Genomic DNA, 17,954 nt, shown 5'->3' on the forward strand with positions numbered 1-17,954 from the left:
ACGAGTATGCGCTCAGTCGACGATCAGGTCCTCCGGGAGGGGCTGGTCGGCGTTCACGGTCTCGAAGAGTTCGGAGGCCTTCTTCTTGTCCCAGCTCTGCGCGGTGCCGTCGGTCACCGGGACCGTCGTCGTCACCACCGCGCCCGAGGAGATGCCGCGCATCGCCCACGCCAGCGACAGCAGGTCGCCCGGGCCGTCGTCGCTGGTCATCGTCATCGCCTGGGCGCCCGCGTCGGCCAGTGCGTAGGTGGCGAACGGGTTGATCAGGGCGGTCGCGCTGGACGCCTCCTGCGCCAGGGCGCCGATGAACTTGCGCTGGTTCGCGACCCGGTCCAGGTCCGAACGCGGGGTCGCATCGCTGTAGCGCATGCGGACGAAGGTCAGGGCGTTCGCGCCGTCCAAGCGCTGGCAGCCCGCCTGCAGCGTCTGGCCGGTCTTGGTGTCGTGCATCTCCTGGTCCAGGCACATCTCGACGCCCCCGACCGCCTCGACGATCTCCGCGAACCCGCCGAACCCGATCTCGGCGTAGTGGTCGATGCGCAGGCCCGTGGCCTGCTCGACCGTCTGCGCCAGCAGCTGCGGGCCGCCTTCCGCGAAGGCCGCGTTGATCATCGTCCGCCCGTGGCCGGGGACCGGCACCCGCGAGTCGCGCGGGAGGCTGATCAGCGTCGGGGCCGTGGAGTTGTCCGGCAGGTGCGCGATCATGATCGTGTCCGTGCGCCGGCCCTCCGCATCGCCGACGTGCAGCCCGGCCGCCGTCTCCGGATCCAGCCCCTCGCGGCTGTCCGAGCCCACGATCAGCCAGTTCGTGCCCGCGCCCGCCGCCGGGCGGCCCGGGTACTCCGGGAAGGCGTCGACCCGCTGGATCGAGGAGTCGACGTGGAACCACAGCCATGCCCCGAACACCACCGGTAACAGCACCAGGACCACCACGACCGCGAAGATCTTGCGGCCCTTCCGGCGTGGTTTCCCAGCACCGCGATCCGTCGCGCCCCAGTCGTTCCGGAACTGATAGGTGTTCATATCCGAGAAGACGTTCCGCTCGCCGGAAAGTTGCTCGGGTCCACAAAAATGGACGCCCCCGGTGGCCGAGCTCCCCAGCCGTGGCCGAAGCCTCCTCCGCCCACGCAGGCCCACGTCCGGCGCCGCGAATCCGGCCCGCCGGCCGGAGTCCGGGAATGTGCGTTCGTTCGGCGCGCAACGCGCCCGGCGACCTACGCGGCATCGCCCTTTCGGTGAATCGTCATGCCGGGATCATGACACGAGTCCCTCCGGTGCTGCTCCGATCAGCTGCGGCGTTGGTGAATGCCCTGAGCCGAATTCCGGGATCTGCCTGATACCCCTGTCCGCCGGGGCCACCGACGGCCGCGGTGCCACCGCCGTGGCCAACCTGAACCCGGCCAGGCCCGAGATCCACCGCGACATGTTCGCCGCCATCTGTCCGTGGTCCACATAGGACGGATGTGTCCGCTGCGCCGAGGGTCGTGAGTGCTCGTACCGGTAAGAACCGGAACGAACACCCACGAGCACCTCACCGCAGGCGTTTGGCCCGGAGGACGGTGTCGTGGGTGTGGCCGCCGGGCGACGGGGGGTTCCGCGGGCGGGATTCGTCGACCATCACGGTCCAATCGCCGTCGAGGAGTTCGGCGATCTCGTGGGGCTGGTAGAACTCGCCCGGCTCGTAGCCGTGCGCGGCTTCCGGCGGCATGTCCGTCATGTCGTGGCCGACGAACAGGAGCGTGCCACCAGGGGAGACCGAGGCCAGCAAGCCGCGCAGGGCCGCGTGCCCGGGCTGCTTCACGAGCGGGAAGTAGTGCACCGACACCAGGTCGAACGCCCCGGCCGGCGGCGCGACGGTGTTCAGGTCCGCGCGCGTCCAGGCGACTTCTGGACCGCCCGCCGCGACTCGGGCGGCGCGCTCCAGCGCGACCTGCGAGACGTCCACCGCGGTGACCTGCCACCCGCGCCGGGCCAGCCAGAGCGCGTCCGCGCCTTCGCCGCATCCCACGTCGAGCGCTTGCCCGGGCGGCAGGTCCGCCGCTTCGGCGACGAGCGCCCCGTTCGGCTCGCCGCTGAACAGCTGGTCCTGGCTGCCGTAGCGCTCGTCCCAGAACTCCTGCCCGGTCACCTCAGATGCCATGACGCCGGTCTCCCATGACGAGTTCGCAGATGCGCGCTTCCAGTTCGTTCGAGAAGGGATCCCGCGCGGCTTGTCGTTCGGTCATCTCGACCACCTCCGGCACCAACATGACCCCGCGACCCGAAATCCGGCAACGCCGTTTGCGGAAACAGCAAACGTGTCAGGGAGTTCCCAGGTGGTGGCTCAGCACCGCGGCCTCCGCGCGGAGCCGTTCGGCGAGGTCGTCGCGCCCGGCCTGCTCGTACTCCTCCGCCGCGGCCGATCGCTCCCGCACCTCGTTCGCCACGATCGATCGCATGTCGGCCTCGGTGAGCCGGCGGCGTTGCGCCTCCGCCGCGCCAACACCCAGCGCCGCACCCGCGACGTGTTCGTTCCCGCCGCTCAGCGGGCGGTCCACGGGCACGGCTTCGGCGTTGTCGATCGCCGCCAAGGCCGAGCGGAGCGCCGCGACGGCGACGTTGTTCCGGGCCTTGAGGGCCGTTTTGAGGTCGTCACGCAGGCTGGTGCGCATGTGTCGGGACTCCAATCCGGGTGTCGCCGGCCTGCCCCCGATAGCAGTACGGCTGTACGATATTCGGGTGCCGCGGGTTGCCGATCATGATCAGCGTCGCGCCCAGATCGCGCGGGCCTTCCAGCGCCTGCTCGCCGCGGAGGGCTTCGCGGGCGTCTCGTTCTCGCGGGTGGCGACCGAGGCCGGGATCTCGGTCGGGCTCATCCAGCACTACTTCGCGGGCAAGGACGCGCTGCTGCACTTCGCCTACGAGGACGCCACGCGCCGCTTGGGCGAGCGGGTCCGGGTTCGCGTCCGCGACGGCGAGGCTGCCCGCCTCCCGATCGCCGAGGTGCTGCTCGACAGCCTCGTCGAACTGCTGCCGCTCGACGAGGAACGGGACGTCGAGTACCGCGTTCGGCAGGGCCTGCAGGCGCAGGCTCTGCATCACGCCGGTCTCGCGGAGGTCGCCAGGCAGGCGGGCGGCGCCATCCTCGACTACGTCACGAAGGTGATCCAGGACGGCGTGGAGCACGGCGAGGTCGAGCCCGGTGTCGACGCCGTGCTCGCCGCCCGCACGATCCTCGCGACCGTGCAGGGCCTGGCCGATCAGGTCGCGCTCTCGGGCGCGGACGCCTTCTCGGCGCGGGACGCGTTGCGCCCGGTCATCGCCACGGTGTTCACCGGGCATCGCTGATCTCCTCATCGCAGAAAAAGCTCACGACGACACCGTGGCCGTGCGGCTATCGTAGCAATATGCTCGTATTGTTATTGCTCGCCGAGGGGCACGCACGATGACCGAACACGTGACCGTGCAGTTGAGCAGCGGTGCCATCCGCGGCCGCAGGCTCGACGAACACCTTTCGTTCCAAGGCATCCCGTATGCCGCCCCACCGGTCGGCGAGCGGCGGTGGCGCCCGCCCGCGCCGGTCGAGCCGTGGTCCGGAATCCGCGACGCGACCGTCCCCGGGAATCCCGCGCCGCAGCTGGCGCAGTCCTTCGCGGACGTGACCTCAGTCGACGAGGACTGCCTGACGCTCGAAGTCACCGCGCCCTCAACCGCGGGCACCGGACGCCCGGTGCTGGTGTGGCTGCACGGCGGCGGTGGGACGAACGGCACCGCCGCCATCTACGACCCGCGGCGGCTCGCCATCTCCCGCGACGTCGTCGTCGTGGCGCCGAACTTCCGGCTCGGCGTGTTCGGCTGCTTCGGGCATCCGGGCCTCGCCGACGGCGGCACCTTCGGCCTGCAGGACCAGCAGGCCGCGCTCCGCTGGGTGCAGCGGGAGATCGCAGGATTCGGCGGCGACCCGGCGAACGTGACGCTGATCGGGGAGTCCAACGGGGCTCTCGCGGTCGCGGCGCACCTGACGTCGCCCGCCTCGGCCGGGCTGTTCCACCGCGCGATCCTGCAGAGCGCGTTCGGCGTGCTGGGCCCGACACCGGCGCACACCTTCATGCCCGGCGTTCCGGCGCTCCCTCCAATGTGGACACCGGTGGCCGAGCTGGACCGGCTCGGTGCCGCCACCGCCGCCGAGCACGGCTGGATCACGCCCGGCAGCGATGCCGGATCGGCGCTCGCGCAGCTCCGGCGGGTTCCGGCGGAGGAGTTGCTGCAGGTGTCGGGCAACTTCATCCGGCCCGCCTTCGGCGGCACCACGCTGCCCGAATCACCTGCGGAAGCGCTGCTCGCCGGGCGCTTCCACCGGATGCCGGTGCTGCTGGGCACCACGCTCGACGAGGCCCGGTTCTTCGTCGGACTCGCCGGAAACCCGGTCACCGCCGAGAGCTACCCGCACCTGCTCGCGGAGGCCTTCGGCGACGCGGCGGAGGATGTCGCCGCGCGGTACGCGCTCGACCGCTTCCCCACGCCCAACCTCGCCTGGGCGCAGATCTGCACCGACCGGGCGTGGGCACGACCGGCCTGGGAACTGGGCCGTGCCCTCGCCGCACGCACCGACACCTGGTTCTACGAGTTCGCCGACCGGGACGCCCCGCCGCTCGTGCCGCTCCCCGGAGCCCCGACCGGCGCGCAGCACTCCAGCGAGCTGGCGTACCAGTTCGACATCCCCGGCGCACCGTCGCTGACGGCGGCGCAGCGCGAGCTCGCCGACCGGATGAACCGCTACTGGACCGCCTTCGCGGCCAACGGCGACCCCGCCTGCGCCGACCTGCCGGCCTGGCCCGACGCCGCCACCGGCCACGTCCAGTCCCTGGCGCCGGAACGGATCGGCGGCACGGACTACGCGGCCGGGCACGCCCTCGACTTCTGGTCGCGGATGCCCTGAAAAAGTTCGCGCCCGAGCGACGATTCGGCCCGGCCTCCGCGGTCCTACTCGCGACCGACCTGAAGCACAGGAGATCCAGCCGTGACGAGAGCAGAACCGACGACCCGACGCGCGCCCGGAATCTGGCCGTTGGTGCACGCCGAGCGGGCGGCCCTGGCCGCCGACCTAGCCGACCTGACCGACGAGCAATGGGCGACGCCGTCGCTGTGCACCGAACTCACGGTGCGCGAGGTGCTCGCGCACCTCACCGCGGGCGCGAGCCTCACCCCCGCTCGGTGGTTCGCGGGCGTGATCCGCTGCCGGTTCGACTTCGACAAGCAGGTGGCCATGCGGCTGGCGGAGCAGCTGGGCGCCAACCCGGCGGAAACGCTCACGAGGTTCCGCCGGGTCACCACCAGCACCACCAAGCCGCCGCTGCCGGTCGTGGCGATGCTCGGCGAAGCGATCGTGCACGCCGAGGACATCCGGCGGCCGCTGGGCATCCACCGCGATTACCCGATCGACACCCTGACGCGGCTGGCCGAGTACTACCGGGGCTCCGACCTCGTCGTCCCCGTCAAGAAGCGGATCGCCGGACTCCGGCTCGCCGCGACCGACGGCCCCTTCGCCACCGGCTCCGGGCCGCTGGTGTCCGGCACCACCCTGGCGCTGACCATGGCCATGACCGGTCGCACGGCCTACTTCGACGAGCTCGACGGCGACGGCGCCGCGACCCTGCTCGACCGCGCGTGAACCAGGCGCCCGGCCGGCCGAGGTTCAGCCCCGGTCGGCCAGGTAGTCCTCGCCGCCGACGTACGCGGTGTGCCCGGTCTCCAGCGGCGCGGTTGCCGCGGACACGATTTCGGCGGCGAACTCGGAGATCGTCGGCAGGGAACCGGCCTCCGCGCGGCGGGCGTCGATGATGCCGGGGCGGGCGCGCTCCAGGAGCGTCGGGGTGATCGTGCCCTCGATCATGTCCCCCGAGACGACCACCAGGCCGATCCCGCGGGCCGCCAGGTCGGGGATCCGGGCGCGCAGCGCGTCCTCGCCGGCCCGCTTGCTCGCGGCCACCGGTTCGTACTCGTCGTAGGTGGGCCGCCTGCCGTGGAAGTGCGCCTGGTGACTGGTGACGAAGACGATCCGCGACGACGGCGGCAGCAACGGCAGCGCAGCGTCCACAAGGGACACTTGGGCGTCGCGGTTCAGCCGGAGCGCGTAATCGGGCGGGGCGTCGCGCTCCATCCCGCCGGAGGCGTTGAGGACCAGCAGGTCCAGGCGGCCGCACAGGTCGCGGATCTCGCCGGTCATGGCCGCGACGTCGGCCCGGTCGGTGAGGTCCGCGCGCACGGCCGAGGCCGCGCCGCCCGCGCGGGCGATCTCGTCGACGACCCGTTGAGCGCGCTTGGCCTTCTCCCGGTAGTTCACGAAAACCCGGGCGCCCGCGGCTCCCAGCAACCGAGCCGTCTCGGCGCCGATCCCCCGGGATCCTCCCGTCACCAGCGCGATCCGCCCAGCGAGGCTCATGACTGGTCCGCCTCTCCGCGATACTGGTCCGCCTCTCCGCGATTCACAGTGGTGGTTGCGTTCAGCCCACTCTCCCGTTGCGTGGTTTCTCGTGGCTGGATTGCGTCACGGTCCCCTGGGGTGCGGCTGAGGAGGACTGAAGTTGACACAGGGCTACTCATGACCGGTCCGCCTCTCCGCGATCCACAGTGGTGGTCGCGTTCAACCCACTCTCCCGTTGCGTGGTTTCTCGTGGCTGATTCGCGTCACGGTCCCCCCGGGGTGCGGTTGAGGAGGACTGAGATTGACACAGGGCTACTCATGCCCCCTCCTTCATCCGCATGACCATCGCGTCCGCTCCGGCGGCCACGTCCGCGCTCCGCGGCACCGCGGTCCGCGTCAGCCGGGTGCTCACGGCCGCCCCGAAACCGGCGATCCGCACCACGTCGTTGACGAACTCGTCGAGATCTTCGGGCCACGGCAGCGAAGGCTGGTTGATCAGCAGCGACACGCACCCGTGCATCGCGGACCACAGGCTCAGCGCCAGCGTGCGGGGATCCCCGCGCAGCACTCCGCCGTCCACGCACGCGGTGACCGCATCCACCATGTGCGCGAAGCACTCCTCCGCCGCGGGCGAGAGCTCCGGGCCACCGGGCCGGTGCAGCATCAGAACGCGGTACTGCACCGGATGATCGAGGGCGAACCGGACGTAGGCGCGTCCGCATTGGCCCAGCGCGATGAACGGGTCCGTCAGCCGCGCGCAGGCTTCGCGGATCCGGCTGCCCAGCCCGTCCCACGCCCGCAGGCACACCGCCTCGACCAGCCGGTCCTTGCTCGCGAAGTGCCGGTACACCGACGGCGTGGTGACTCCGGCACGCTCGGCCACGGCCCGCAGCGTGAGCGCCTCCTCGGTGCCGGCTTCGACCAGCATCCGCTCGGCCACGAGGAGGATCTCCTCGCGCAGCCGCCCGCCCTCGCCCGGATTGGCCCGCACGCGCCTGCCCGGCACCAGTTCGCACAGCTCCGACATCGGGTCGCAATCGTCTGACACGAGATCACAGTGACATCGTCACCCTGACATTGTCAACCACTTCGGGCGCCCGCCCCCGGTTGCCCGAGAGACCAGGTGACAGCCATATCGAGCCAGTTCAGAACGATCTTCGTGGATTCCCGATCGAATCTTCCCGCCGGGCATTGACCTCAACTTAACTTGAAGTTACAAGCTCTCGATGTTCGCCTCGGCGGAAGACCGGGAGCGATTGGCAGGGAAGGAACCCCATGACGACAACGACAACCGCCGACCCCGGCCAGGTCACCGTGCTCGGCCTCGGTGACATGGGATCGGCGATCGCCAGGACGTTCGTCGACCGCGGATACCGCACGACGGTCTGGAACCGGACCGCGAGCAAGAGCGAGCCGCTGGTCGCCGCCGGCGCCACGGCGGCCGCGACGGCCGCGGAGGCGGTGGCGGCGAGCCCGGTGGTCGTGATCTGCCTGCTCGACAGCACGGCGGTCGGCGAGGTGCTGGGCGCCATCGAAACCGCGGTCGCGGGCAAGGTGCTGGTGAACGTCACGAGCGGTTCTCCCGCCCAGGCGCGGGAGAACGAGCGCTGGGCGACCGAGCGCGGCGCCGAGTACATCGACGGCAAGATCATGGGAGATCCGCCGTACGTGGGAACGCCGAACGTCATGTTCCCGTTCAGCGGCTCCCGCAGCGCTTTCGAAGCCCACGAGTCGGCGCTGCGGGAACTGGGCAGCGTCGCGTACCACGGCGAGGACGCCGGCTTCGCGGCCGTGGAGTTCATGGCCCAGGTCGCGATGGGCTACGAGATGCTCATCGGCTTCCTGCACACCCTCAAGCTGGTCCAGGCCGAAGGCGTCGACGTGGTGGAGTTCACCGAGCGCGTCGCCGGCTCGGTGGCCGCCTACCCGCCGCTGCTGACCATGATGGGCAAGGCGATCAAGAGCGGCGAGTACGCGCCGGACCTCGGCCCGCTCAACGTCCAGGCCGCGCTGATGGACGACATGATCGACCACCGGGAATCCGTCGGCGTGGAGGCCGTGCGGATGCGGGAGGTCAAGGACCTGATGGACCGCCGGATCGCCGAAGGCCACGGCGATCAGGGCTTCTCCAGCCTGTTCGAGTTGCTCGCGAAGCGCCGGTGACGCGCAGCGGGGTGCGGGCGCCCGCACCCCGCTTCCCGCCGCCCGCGCAGCCTGGAGATCAGCGCGGCCGGCGCAAACCCGCGATGAGGAGCTCGACCAGTCGACGCGCGTCGTAGCGGGGATCGCTGTCCGCGCCGATGCAGAGGTTCCCGACGCCGCGCATCAGCTCGTAAGCGTCCACATCGGACCGGATCTCGCCGGAACCGGCCGCGGCGTCGGGCGGCTGGCCGATGTCCTCGACGAGATCGTCAGCCCGGGCACCGACCTCGCGGCGGACGAGAAGGCCGACACCCCACCCGCGCTGCTCGACCCTTCCCTGCGGCGCCGCTGACTACTGCGGCGCCCCGCCGAAGATCATGCGGTGCCCGCGCGCCGTGTCCGCGTACTCGCGGGCCCGGTGGATCAGCCCGTCCCGGAGTTCGAAGACGAAGCAGTAGTCGTTGCTGTAGTGGTCGCCGTTGGCGAGGGTCGCCGTCATGGTCGCCTCCACGACCACCCGCTCACCGTCGACGTGCTGCCCGTGAAAGACGACGTCGACGTCACGCGCGTACAAGCGGGGGAAGTCCTCGGCGAAGAAGCGCACGATCGCCTCCCTGCCCACCATGTGGTCGGGAGCCCCGAGCGCGACGGCCGTGGCGTTCCCGGGTGGCGACAACCATTCGGCGTCCTCGGTGAGAACTGCGGAGATCTTGTCGGGATCCTTGCCGGCGAGCGCTTGGAAGGCGTTCTGGACGATGCTCATGGAATCCACTGTTTCCCTCGGCGCAGGCCGATGTCTTGGACGAATGTTCCCGTCGATCCGCCATAGCATGGGGTGATGCGATCCGCCGGGAACGAGCGCGAGGCGGTGGCCAGGTGGTGCGTCGCGAGGCCGCCGAGGCCCAGCCGGATGGCCGGCGTCGGCATGGCCGGGTTCCGCGACCGCGGCGCGGGCCCGGTCGACGTGCGGGTGGTCCCGCACCCGGCCGTCACGCTGGCGCTGGAATTCGGTGACGGCCCGCTCGTCGTGGATGCCGAAACCGGTCGGCAGCGGCGGGGAAATCTCGTCACCGGGTTCATGCACGGCGCTGTTCGCGTGCGGGGCGAGAAGGTCGAGTGCGTGCAGGTGCGCCTGTCCCCGGTGGTCGCGCACGAGGTGCTGGGCATCTCCCCGGCGGAGCTGGACCACCTGGTGGTGACCCTCGACGACCTGTGGGGCCGCGACGCGGCGCGGATCCGGGAGCAGCTCGGCGAAACCCGGTCGTGGCAGGACCGCTTCGCCCTGGCCGACGCCCTGCTCGCCCGTCGCCGCGAGGCGGGGCGGCCCGTGGATCCCGAGGTGGCCTGGGCCTGGCAGCAAATCGCCGGCAGCCGCGGCCGGGTCCGGGTCGACGGGCTGGCGGCCGAGATCGGGTGGAGCCGCAAGCGCCTGTGGTCCCGGTTCCGGGCGCAGATCGGCCTCCCGCCCAAGCGCGCCGCGAAGCTGGTCCGCTTCGACCACGCCGCGCACCGCCTGGCGGCGGGCGGGAACGCGGCCCGGATCGCGGCGGAGTCCGGCTACGTCGACCAGTCCCACCTGCATCGGGACGTCCTGGCGTTCACCGGGGCGACCCCGACGACCGTGGCCGGCGAGACGTGGCTGGCGGTGGACGACACCGCGTGGCACGGGCGCGACACGTCGATCGTCTAGCCTTGTGCGGTGTTCGACTCGCCTGACTTCGATCTGGCGCCGTACGCGGAGTTCGACACGTCGGAGCTGGTGCGGCGCACCTACTGCAGCTGGGGCGACGCGGGCTGGCGGTCGCTGCTCGTGCAGTGCTTCGACCACGCGCCCGAGGCCGACCACGTCCCGATGCCCGGGGTGTCCGACCTGCACCTCGTGCTCTTCGTGGCCGGGGACGTGGCCACTCGGACGCGCGCCGACGGAAAACCGGTCCGCCGCCGCTGGGTTCCCGGCGACCTGGAGCTCATGGTTCCCGGCCGGACGAGCGTGCGCGACTACCGGGCGACGTCCGCGATGCGCACGATCCAGGTGCACATCCCATCGGCGACCGTCGAACGAGCCGCGGCGCAATTGGGCGGTCCGGGACCGGACTTCGAAGCGCTTTCGGGCGCGGCGGACATGGGCGATCTGGTCGTCGAGCAGATCATCCGCGCACTGCCCGCCGCCGGTGGCGCGAACGATCTCTACGCGGAATCCGCCGGGGCGTTCCTCGCGACGCACCTGCTGACCCAGGGCCGGCACGAACGCCTGCCGGGGCCCGAACACGCCGCCGTCCGCGCAGGCATCGCCGTCATGCGGGACCGGCTGGCAGAGCCGCTGACGCTGGCCGACATCGCCGCCGAAGTGCACCTCAGCGTGTACCACTTCATCCGCGTCTTCCGGGCAGCGACCGGCGAAACGCCCCACCGGTTCCTCACCCGGCTGCGGATCGAGCGGGCGCAGCGGCTGCTTTCCGACGACGCCCTCACCGTCGCGCAGATCGCCGGGCGTTGCGGTTTCGCCAGTCCTGGAGCGCTGTCGACGGCCTTCCTGAGCCATGTCGGCGTCCGGCCGTCGGCGTACCGCAAGATCTGATCGAAGGTCGGCAATCCAGCGCATGTCCCCGGCCGTCCGCGTCGTCTAGTTTCGGCCGTGCCAAGCAGCTCCGGCGTCGCCGCGCACTCGCCCGGACGCGGTTCTCGCGATGAGAACGGTGGGTGCGGCGGCGAACGAAAGGATTCCGACCATGCTCCGCTACGACGCGACCGCGACCTCGACAGCGCCTCCGGCCGTCGTCTGGCGCCTGCTCGTCGACGCACGCACCTGGCCCACCTGGTCGACCGTCGACAGCCTGGTCACCGAACGTTCCAGCGGCCTCGACCCCGACGGCCGCGATCCCGTCGGCGCGGTCCGCGCGTTCCGCACCGGGCGGACGGTCACCGGGGAACGGCTGACCGGGCTCGACGAGGAGCAGCAGCTGACGTACGAGGACGCCTTCAACTCAGCCATCCACGACTACCGGGCGGTCATCGACCTCACGCCCGCGCCCGGCGGCGGCACGGCCATCCACTGGCACGGCACCTATGCCGCCCGATGGGGAATGGGCTGGTTGATGAACCGCGTCATGCGGCGGGTCATGCAGCAGATGGCCGACGGCCTCGCCTCCCACGCGGCGGAGCAGGTGCGCCAAGACCCGGCCGGCTAGGCACGCTCCGGCACACCTCGAAAAAAGATGTGCGGATTTTCCGGCGCGGCTGTCGAGAACAGCACGTCGGCTCCGTCCCTGGGGCACGATCGGCCCAACAGGCCGTACCACCGAGAGGGAGCCGACCATGAAGTACCTGCTGCTCAAGCACTACCGCGGCGGCCCGGCACGGGCTGTGGACTACCCGCCGATGGATCAGTGGACCCCGCAGGAAGTCGACGCGCACATCCAGTACATGAACGACTTCGCCGCCCGCCTGGAGGAGACCGGCGAGTTCGTGGACTCCCGGGCATTGGCCCCCGAGGGCACCTTCGTGCGATCCGACGGCGCGGGACGGCCGCCGGTGACCGACGGCCCGTTCGCCGAGACCAAGGATCTCGTCGCGGGCTGGATGATCATCGACGTGGAGTCCTGGGATCGCGCGGTCGAACTGGCCGGTGAGCTGTCCGCGGCGCCCGGTCCTGGTGGCGAACCGCTTCACGAATGGCTCGAATTGCGGCCGTTCCTCACCGAGCCGCCCGCGGTCACCGAATGAACGAGCCACGGCTGCGGGAGCTCGTGCCCGCGGTGATCGGCGTCCTCGTCCGTCGCGGAGCAGACTTCGCCGCGGCCGAGGACGCCGTGCAGGAGGCCCTGATCCGGGCGCTCGAAGCCGGCCCGGGGGATCAGCCGCGCGACCTGAAAGCGTGGCTGATCTCGGTCGCGTGGCGCAAATTCCTCGACGCCGCCCGAGCCGAGAAGGCCCGGCGCGAACGAGAGCTCGCGGTGGAGGCCGAACCGCCCGGCGGCCCGGTGCCTGCCGCGGACGACACGCTGCGCCTGTACTTCCTGTGCGCGCATCCCACCCTGCCGCCGAGTTCGGCGGTCGCGCTGACCCTGCGCGCGGTCGGCGGCCTGACGACCAGGCAGATCGCGGCGGCATACCTGGTCCCGGAAGCGACGATGGCCCAGCGGATCAGCCGGGCCAAGCGGCGCATCGCCGAGGTCCGGCTCGACCGGCCCGGCGACCTGGCGACCGTGTTGCGAGTGCTCTACCTGGTGTTCAACGAGGGGTACAGCGGGGATGTCGACCTGGCGGCCGAGGCGATCCGGCTCGCCCGCCAACTCGCCGCGCTCTCCGACGAGCCCGAAGCGGCCGGGTTGCTCGCGCTCATGCTGCTGCACCACGCGCGCCGGGCTTCCCGCACGGGGCCAGGCGGTCGCTTGGTGCCGCTGGCGGAGCAGGACCGGTCGTGCTGGGACACCGAGCTGATCGCGGAAGGAGTGGCGATCCTGCAGACCGCACTGGCCCGCGACCGGCTCGGCGAGTACCAGGCCCAGGCCGCGATCGCGGCCCTGCACGCCGACGCCCCCACCACGTCCGAGACGGACTGGGTGCAGATCGTGGAGTGGTACGACGAACTGCTGCTCCTCACCGGTAGCCCGATCGTGCGGCTCAACCGCGCCGTGGCGGTCGGCGAAGCCGACGGACCGCAGGCAGGCCTCGCCGAACTCGCCGAAATCGACCCCACCCTGCCCCGCTACGCCGCGGTGGCGGCATACCTCCGCGAGCGAGCAGGAGATCTCGGCCCCGCAGCCGACCTGTACGCCGAAGCCGCTCGCGCCGCCACCAGCCTGGCGGAACGAGACCACCTCACCCGCGAAGCAGCACGCGTGCGCCACGCCGAGCGGAAATCACCACCTCGGTGAAGGCCACCAGCTGCTGGGGATCGTCTTCTCCGCGTCTGTCGGCGGCCTTCCCCGGATCGGGCTCGCCCTGCTGCTTCCGCGGTGTTCGGTGCTGGTTCCGAGGCGGCGGGCGACGTTTCGCGCGTAGCGTGTGCCGCGGTCACGCAGCTGTTCTGGAGGTTGACGATGTCTTCGACGGTCCGCTCGTTCCGCACGCCCGACGGCGTCACGCTCGGAGTCGAGCACTTCGGCGATGCGGCGGCGCCCCTCGTGCTGCTCGCGGGCGGCACCACCATGCTCTCCTGGCCCGACGCGCTCTGCGAGGCGCTCGCGCGCGGCGGACGTCACGTCGTGCGCTACGACCTGCGCGACTCCGGCGCGTCGACGACCGTCGACCCCGAGGCGCCGGCGTACACGCTGCGCGACCTCGCCGCCGACGCCGCCGCGCTCGCCCGCGGTCTCGACGACCGCCCGGCGCATCTGGCGGGCATCGGCGTCGGCGGGATGGTCGCCCAGGTCGCCGCGCTCGACCACCCGGACGCGTTCTCGGCGCTCACCCTCGCCGGGACGAGGCCCGTCGCACCGGGCCCGGTCGACGACGACCTGCCCGACCACGACGCGGCGACGATGAACCGGTGCTTCGCGCTCCCGATGCCCGACTGGTCCGACCGCGCTGCCGTGGCGGAGTTCGCCGCCGCCGGCGCGGAGATCCTCGGCAACGACCCCGCCGCGGCACGCGCGACCGCCGAGCGCATCTTCGACCGCACACCGGGCACGGAGCCCGCGGTCCAGCTGGCCAACCAGATGGGCATGGTGTTCTCCAGGCTCGACTGCAAGCCGCGCTGGCGCGAACGCCTGCCCGAGCTCACGATGCCGACGCTCGTGGTGCACGGTCGCCGCAACATGTTCTTCCCGGTCGGCAACGGCGAGGCGCTCGCGCGCGAGATCCCTGGCGCGCGGCTGCTCGTGCTCGAACAGGCAGCGACCGCGATCCCCGACGCGGCCGCCGATGAGGTCGCTGCGGCGATGATCGCGCTGTAGGACCGAGAACTCTCTCCCGCACCCCACGGGCAGGAGATCGAGTGGATGCGCAGATGCCGCGGCCGGTCGACCTGCTCCAGCCGAAGCCACACCACCCGGTTCTCCGCTGACGAGTCGAATTCTCAGTCAGACGTCCAATTTGGACGGACTGCGGACACCGAGACCGAGAATTGGACGTCGGCTTTCATGCCATGCTCGCGGAGGCGGTCGTCACGACGCCGCCTCAAGCCGCAGGCCATTGCGCCATACGGCGGCCAGGTCTTGTATCGGCAGGTCGAGCGCCTCGCTCAGGCAGACGATCGTGCCGAACGCGGGGGTCGGGAGCCGACCGGTCTCGATCTTGCGCAACGTCTCCGGCGACATGCCGGCCGCCTGCGCCACGTCACCGAGATCGCGGCCTGCTCGCGCTTCACGCAGCAGTCTCCCGAGACGCCTGCCGGCCTCGATCTGTTCGAGCGTGAGCGGATTGCGGACCACGACACCAGGGTACGGTTGGTATTTTAATACCGCAAGGTGCTACGTTGGTATTATTATACCGACGTACGGCGTGAGGGTACCCATGATCGAGTTGAAGTCGCCCGCAGAGATCGAACGGATGCGCACCACCGGGCAATTCGTCGCCCAGATCCTGTCCGAGCTCAGCGAACTCGCCGACGTGGGCGTCAACCTCCTCGACCTGGAACACCACGTCCGCAACCGGATCCGGCAACGCGGCGCGCAATCCTGCTATTGGGACTACGCCCCGTCCTTCGGCAACGGCCCGTTCCGCAACGTCACCTGCCTGTCGGTCAACGACGCCGTGCTCCACGGACTGCCCCACGACTACGCACTGCGCGACGGGGACATCCTCACCATGGACCTCGCGGTCGGGATCGACGGCTGGGTCGCGGACGCCGCCCGCACCATCATCGTGGGCACGCCGGCCGACGATGACCTGCGACTCCTCCGCGCGACCGAAGAAGCGCTCGCCGTCGGCATCGAGGCCGCGAGGCCAGGCAACCGGCTGGGCGATGTGTCAGCGGCGATCGAGGCGGTCGCCACCGATTACGGCTACCCGATCAACACGGAATTCGGCGGCCACGGGCTCGGCCGGACGATGCACGAGGATCCCCACGTCCCCAACACGGGCCGCGCCGGCCGCGGCCTCAAGCTCCGAGCGGGCATGACCCTGGCACTCGAACCCTGGTTCGCCCGCACCACCGACCGGATCGTCTTCGACCCCGACGGCTGGACGATCCGCTCGGCCGACGGCTCGCGCACCGCCCACTCCGAGCACACGATCGCGATCACCGAAAACGGCCCCCTGGTGCTCACCCAGCACCAGCCACACCACGCAGCCCCGGCCCCGGCATGAGCCCGGCCGAGGAGGCCGGTCCGCGACGCAGTGAGACTTCGCAAGATCCACCTTCCGCGGCATCTCTCCAGTTCCGGTGAGGTTGCGTCGTCTCAACGGTCGGCGCTCGCCTGGTCCCTCGGCCGCGCGTCAGCTTGAGATGCGGGCTTCGATGCCGTCGAGGACGAAGTCGAGACCGGTCCAGAAGGTTTGGTCGGCGTCCAGGTGGGGGCCGTCGTGGACGACCGCGGCCAGCGCGGGGAATCGGCCGGTGGCCAAGGTCCGCTGCAGATAAGGCCCGAAGGTGGCCTGCCACTGCGCCTGGTCCATCCCGGAGGCTCGCTCGGCGCGCCGCTCGGTGATCTCCCGGCGCACCGCGCCGATCACGTACGCATTGACCGCGGCGACCGCCGGCACGACGGTGTCCAGGTCGACGCCGCCCATCGCGGCCAGCACGGCCTCTCCGCTGGCCAGCGTGTTCGGCCCGAGCTGGGGCCGCCCACCGATCAGGTCGGCGAGCCATTCGTGCTGGTGGACGGCCCGCCGGGTGGTTTCGGCAAGGGAACGCAGCGCCTCTCGCCAACCGTCCCCGGTCGGCCGGATCTCGGCGTGGACCGCATCGACCATCAGGTCGAGCAACTCCTCCTTGGTGGCGATGTAGCCGTACAGCCGCATCGGTCCGACGTCCAGCGCCGCGGCGACCTTGCGCAGCGACACCGCGTCCAGGCCGTCCGCATCGGCGAGTTGGATCGCCGCTTGGACGATCCGCTCCCGGCTCAGCGGCGCCGGCACCGGTCGATCCGGCGGCTCCGGCCGCTCCCACACCAACATGCCGACGACGATACAGCGTTGGGATTGATACAGTGTATTGACTGATACGGTGAATCGAGGCAACCATGACCATCGCCATCGTCGGAGCCGGCTTGGGCGGCTTGGCCCTTGCTCGGGTGCTGCACGTGAACGGCATCGACGCCGTTGTGCACGAACGTGAATCGTCGCGCGACGCGCGCGGTCAGGGCGGCATGCTCGACATCCATTCCGGCCAGCGGGCGCTGCGCGAGGCCGGTCTGATCGACCAGTTCTACGCGATTGCCCGTGGTGAAGGCCAGGACATGCGGCTTCTCGAGCCGGACGGCACCCTGCTGCTCCAGGAGGACACGCCCGAGGGCGCCCCGCTTGAGCGCCCCGAGGTGGACCGTGCCGATCTGCGCGACCTGCTGCTGGACTCGCTTCCCGAACACGCGGTGCGCTGGGGGCACGCGTTCGAATCCGCCGACAACGGCGTGCTGCACTTCGCCGACGGCAGCAGTGCGACGTATGACCTGCTGGTCGGCGCCGACGGCGCGAACTCCCCGGTCCGCGCACTGCTCACCGACGCTCGACCAGAGCACATCGGCCACAACGTCGTCGAGCTCTGCATTTCCGACATCGACCGCACCTACCCCGACCTCGCGGCGATGGTGGGGCGCGGCAACTACTGGGTGCTCGGCAACGGACGATCCCTGGCGGCGCAGCGCAACGGCGACGGCTGCGTACGCATCGGCCTCAACTTCTACAACACCGCCGAGGACTGGTTCGCCACCAGCGGGATCCCGTTCGACGACCCAGCCGCCGCCCGGGCGCGGCTGATCGAGGAGTTCACCGGCTGGGACCCGCGGTCCACCGCACTGATCGCAGCCTGCGACGACACGATCGTGCCAAGGTCGATCACCACTCTCCCGGTCGGCCTGACCTGGCCGTCGACGCCAGGCGTCACGCTGCTCGGCGATGCCGCGCACCTGATGCCGCCGGTGGGGGAGGGCGCCAACATGGCGCTGCTCGACGGTGCCCTGCTCGGCCTCGCGCTGGCCGCGCACCCGGACGACTTTCCCGCCGCCGTCGAGGAATACGAACGCGAGATGTTCGAACGCACCAGCGCTGCCGCCCGAATGTCCGTGGACCTGCAGGAATTGCTGATGTCGCCGGACGCCGCCCAGCAAATGCTCGCATTCTTCCAACCTGGCTGAAGGTGACCGAATACGACCAGGGAGCCGGTTTCCGGGCGCAGGTGCGCTCGTTCGAGCAAAACGTGAATCTGTAGGTGCTCGGCGAACTCCGCATCACCCGGTGCAGTGATCAACCGACGTAAGTTCGACCCGCGGAACGAGCGAAATCGAAGACGTTCATCCTCGTGCATGGC

19 protein-coding genes and 2 pseudogenes are annotated in these 17,954 nt (G+C 70.8%); 12 read left to right on the plus strand and 9 right to left on the minus strand.

Annotated features, from left to right (window positions below; genetic code table 11):
- Positions 1-12: 12 nt before the first annotated feature.
- The 3 genes from AC07FN_RS27185 to AC07FN_RS27195 form a co-directional block, all read right to left on the minus strand.
- Positions 13-1,023, minus strand: coding sequence for an LCP family protein (locus tag AC07FN_RS27185; RefSeq protein ID WP_478398188.1), 1,011 nt, complete (start codon positions 1,021-1,023; stop codon positions 13-15).
- Between the two features lie 508 nt (positions 1,024-1,531).
- Positions 1,532-2,140, minus strand: coding sequence for a class I SAM-dependent methyltransferase (locus AC07FN_RS27190; RefSeq protein WP_478398189.1), 609 nt, complete (start codon positions 2,138-2,140; stop codon positions 1,532-1,534).
- A 160-nt stretch (positions 2,141-2,300) separates the two neighbouring features.
- Positions 2,301-2,651 carry a GatB/YqeY domain-containing protein gene (locus AC07FN_RS27195; protein ID WP_478398190.1) on the minus strand — a complete coding sequence of 117 codons (351 nt, stop codon included), beginning with the start codon at positions 2,649-2,651 and terminating at the stop codon, positions 2,301-2,303.
- Positions 2,652-2,718: 67 nt separating this feature from the next.
- On the opposite strand from AC07FN_RS27195, the gene AC07FN_RS27200 reads away from it, so the two are divergent.
- The 3 genes from AC07FN_RS27200 to AC07FN_RS27210 all read left to right on the plus strand — a co-directional run bounded on the left by AC07FN_RS27200 (position 2,719) and on the right by AC07FN_RS27210 (position 5,650).
- Positions 2,719-3,327 carry a TetR/AcrR family transcriptional regulator gene (locus AC07FN_RS27200; RefSeq protein ID WP_478398191.1) on the plus strand — a complete coding sequence of 203 codons (609 nt, stop codon included), beginning with the start codon at positions 2,719-2,721 and terminating at the stop codon, positions 3,325-3,327.
- A gap of 97 nt (positions 3,328-3,424) precedes the next feature.
- Positions 3,425-4,918: a carboxylesterase/lipase family protein gene (locus tag AC07FN_RS27205; protein WP_478398192.1), complete on the plus strand. Its 1,494-nt coding sequence runs from the start codon at positions 3,425-3,427 to the stop codon at positions 4,916-4,918.
- Positions 4,919-4,999: 81 nt separating this feature from the next.
- On the plus strand, positions 5,000-5,650 hold the full coding sequence (locus AC07FN_RS27210; RefSeq protein ID WP_478398193.1) for a maleylpyruvate isomerase family mycothiol-dependent enzyme: 651 nt from the start codon (positions 5,000-5,002) through the stop codon (positions 5,648-5,650).
- Between the two features lie 24 nt (positions 5,651-5,674).
- Here the strand turns inward: AC07FN_RS27210 and AC07FN_RS27215 are convergent, their stop codons facing one another.
- Positions 5,675-6,421, minus strand: a complete 747-nt coding sequence (locus AC07FN_RS27215) for an SDR family oxidoreductase (protein ID WP_478398194.1) — start codon at positions 6,419-6,421, stop codon at positions 5,675-5,677.
- 298 nt (positions 6,422-6,719) lie between these two features.
- Positions 6,720-7,451 carry a TetR/AcrR family transcriptional regulator gene (locus tag AC07FN_RS27220; RefSeq protein ID WP_478398195.1) on the minus strand — a complete coding sequence of 244 codons (732 nt, stop codon included), beginning with the start codon at positions 7,449-7,451 and terminating at the stop codon, positions 6,720-6,722.
- 215 nt (positions 7,452-7,666) lie between these two features.
- On the opposite strand from AC07FN_RS27220, the pseudogene AC07FN_RS27225 reads away from it, so the two are divergent.
- Positions 7,667-8,566: pseudogene (locus tag AC07FN_RS27225) on the plus strand (NAD(P)-dependent oxidoreductase); the annotation flags it as partial.
- Positions 8,567-8,624: 58 nt separating this feature from the next.
- On the opposite strand, the pseudogene AC07FN_RS27230 reads toward AC07FN_RS27225, so the two are convergent.
- Both AC07FN_RS27230 and AC07FN_RS27235 read right to left on the minus strand, forming a co-directional pair.
- Positions 8,625-8,786, minus strand: a pseudogene (locus AC07FN_RS27230) (TetR family transcriptional regulator); the annotation flags it as partial.
- Positions 8,787-8,897: 111 nt separating this feature from the next.
- Positions 8,898-9,308 (minus strand): nuclear transport factor 2 family protein, encoded by a 411-nt coding sequence (locus tag AC07FN_RS27235; protein WP_478398196.1) that lies wholly within the window; start codon positions 9,306-9,308, stop codon positions 8,898-8,900.
- 75 nt (positions 9,309-9,383) lie between these two features.
- Here AC07FN_RS27235 and AC07FN_RS27240 point away from each other — a divergent pair, with 75 nt between their 5' ends.
- The 6 genes from AC07FN_RS27240 to AC07FN_RS27265 all read left to right on the plus strand — a co-directional run bounded on the left by AC07FN_RS27240 (position 9,384) and on the right by AC07FN_RS27265 (position 14,442).
- The gene (locus AC07FN_RS27240) at positions 9,384-10,235 is read left to right on the plus strand and encodes a helix-turn-helix domain-containing protein (RefSeq protein ID WP_478398197.1); all 852 of its coding nucleotides are present in this window, start codon (positions 9,384-9,386) and stop codon (positions 10,233-10,235) included.
- A gap of 9 nt (positions 10,236-10,244) precedes the next feature.
- Positions 10,245-11,123: a helix-turn-helix domain-containing protein gene (locus tag AC07FN_RS27245; RefSeq protein ID WP_478398198.1), complete on the plus strand. Its 879-nt coding sequence runs from the start codon at positions 10,245-10,247 to the stop codon at positions 11,121-11,123.
- A 151-nt stretch (positions 11,124-11,274) separates the two neighbouring features.
- Positions 11,275-11,733, plus strand: a complete 459-nt coding sequence (locus AC07FN_RS27250; RefSeq protein ID WP_478398199.1) for an SRPBCC family protein — start codon at positions 11,275-11,277, stop codon at positions 11,731-11,733.
- A 127-nt stretch (positions 11,734-11,860) separates the two neighbouring features.
- The gene (locus AC07FN_RS27255; protein WP_478398200.1) at positions 11,861-12,268 is read left to right on the plus strand and encodes a YciI family protein; all 408 of its coding nucleotides are present in this window, start codon (positions 11,861-11,863) and stop codon (positions 12,266-12,268) included.
- Positions 12,265-13,422 carry an RNA polymerase sigma factor gene (locus AC07FN_RS27260; RefSeq protein ID WP_478398201.1) on the plus strand — a complete coding sequence of 386 codons (1,158 nt, stop codon included), beginning with the start codon at positions 12,265-12,267 and terminating at the stop codon, positions 13,420-13,422. Before AC07FN_RS27255 ends, AC07FN_RS27260 begins: the two co-directional genes overlap by 4 nt.
- Positions 13,423-13,587: 165 nt before the next feature.
- Complete coding sequence (locus AC07FN_RS27265; RefSeq protein WP_478398202.1) at positions 13,588-14,442, plus strand: alpha/beta fold hydrolase; 855 nt, start codon at positions 13,588-13,590, stop codon at positions 14,440-14,442.
- A 210-nt stretch (positions 14,443-14,652) separates the two neighbouring features.
- Here the strand turns inward: AC07FN_RS27265 and AC07FN_RS27270 are convergent, their stop codons facing one another.
- Positions 14,653-14,919, minus strand: a complete 267-nt coding sequence (locus AC07FN_RS27270; RefSeq protein WP_478398203.1) for a helix-turn-helix transcriptional regulator — start codon at positions 14,917-14,919, stop codon at positions 14,653-14,655.
- Between the two features lie 82 nt (positions 14,920-15,001).
- On the opposite strand from AC07FN_RS27270, the gene map reads away from it, so the two are divergent.
- Positions 15,002-15,796: a type I methionyl aminopeptidase gene (map, locus tag AC07FN_RS27275; protein WP_478398204.1), complete on the plus strand. Its 795-nt coding sequence runs from the start codon at positions 15,002-15,004 to the stop codon at positions 15,794-15,796.
- Between the two features lie 129 nt (positions 15,797-15,925).
- Here map and AC07FN_RS27280 read toward each other — a convergent pair whose 3' ends face one another.
- Positions 15,926-16,606: a TetR/AcrR family transcriptional regulator gene (locus tag AC07FN_RS27280; RefSeq protein ID WP_478398205.1), complete on the minus strand. Its 681-nt coding sequence runs from the start codon at positions 16,604-16,606 to the stop codon at positions 15,926-15,928.
- 65 nt (positions 16,607-16,671) lie between these two features.
- Between AC07FN_RS27280 and AC07FN_RS27285 the strand changes: the two genes are divergently transcribed.
- Positions 16,672-17,781: an FAD-dependent oxidoreductase gene (locus tag AC07FN_RS27285; RefSeq protein WP_478398206.1), complete on the plus strand. Its 1,110-nt coding sequence runs from the start codon at positions 16,672-16,674 to the stop codon at positions 17,779-17,781.
- The last annotated feature ends 173 nt before the right edge of the window (positions 17,782-17,954 follow it).

It is taken from the genome of Saccharopolyspora sp. NPDC045941, assembly GCF_056431445.1.

Coding starts and splice junctions, on each gene's coding strand:
- AC07FN_RS27185 (WP_478398188.1), bottom strand. CDS start 1,023: ATGAACACCTATCAGTTCCGGAACGACTGGGGCGCGACGGATCGCGGT.
- AC07FN_RS27190 (WP_478398189.1), bottom strand. CDS start 2,140: ATGGCATCTGAGGTGACCGGGCAGGAGTTCTGGGACGAGCGCTACGGC.
- AC07FN_RS27195 (WP_478398190.1), bottom strand. CDS start 2,651: ATGCGCACCAGCCTGCGTGACGACCTCAAAACGGCCCTCAAGGCCCGG.
- AC07FN_RS27205 (WP_478398192.1), top strand. CDS start 3,425: ATGACCGAACACGTGACCGTGCAGTTGAGCAGCGGTGCCATCCGCGGC.
- AC07FN_RS27215 (WP_478398194.1), bottom strand. CDS start 6,421: ATGAGCCTCGCTGGGCGGATCGCGCTGGTGACGGGAGGATCCCGGGGG.
- AC07FN_RS27235 (WP_478398196.1), bottom strand. CDS start 9,308: ATGAGCATCGTCCAGAACGCCTTCCAAGCGCTCGCCGGCAAGGATCCC.
- AC07FN_RS27240 (WP_478398197.1), top strand. CDS start 9,384: ATGCGATCCGCCGGGAACGAGCGCGAGGCGGTGGCCAGGTGGTGCGTC.
- AC07FN_RS27250 (WP_478398199.1), top strand. CDS start 11,275: ATGCTCCGCTACGACGCGACCGCGACCTCGACAGCGCCTCCGGCCGTC.
- AC07FN_RS27255 (WP_478398200.1), top strand. CDS start 11,861: ATGAAGTACCTGCTGCTCAAGCACTACCGCGGCGGCCCGGCACGGGCT.
- AC07FN_RS27260 (WP_478398201.1), top strand. CDS start 12,265: ATGAACGAGCCACGGCTGCGGGAGCTCGTGCCCGCGGTGATCGGCGTC.
- AC07FN_RS27265 (WP_478398202.1), top strand. CDS start 13,588: ATGTCTTCGACGGTCCGCTCGTTCCGCACGCCCGACGGCGTCACGCTC.
- map (WP_478398204.1), top strand. CDS start 15,002: ATGATCGAGTTGAAGTCGCCCGCAGAGATCGAACGGATGCGCACCACC.
- AC07FN_RS27280 (WP_478398205.1), bottom strand. CDS start 16,606: ATGTTGGTGTGGGAGCGGCCGGAGCCGCCGGATCGACCGGTGCCGGCG.
- AC07FN_RS27285 (WP_478398206.1), top strand. CDS start 16,672: ATGACCATCGCCATCGTCGGAGCCGGCTTGGGCGGCTTGGCCCTTGCT.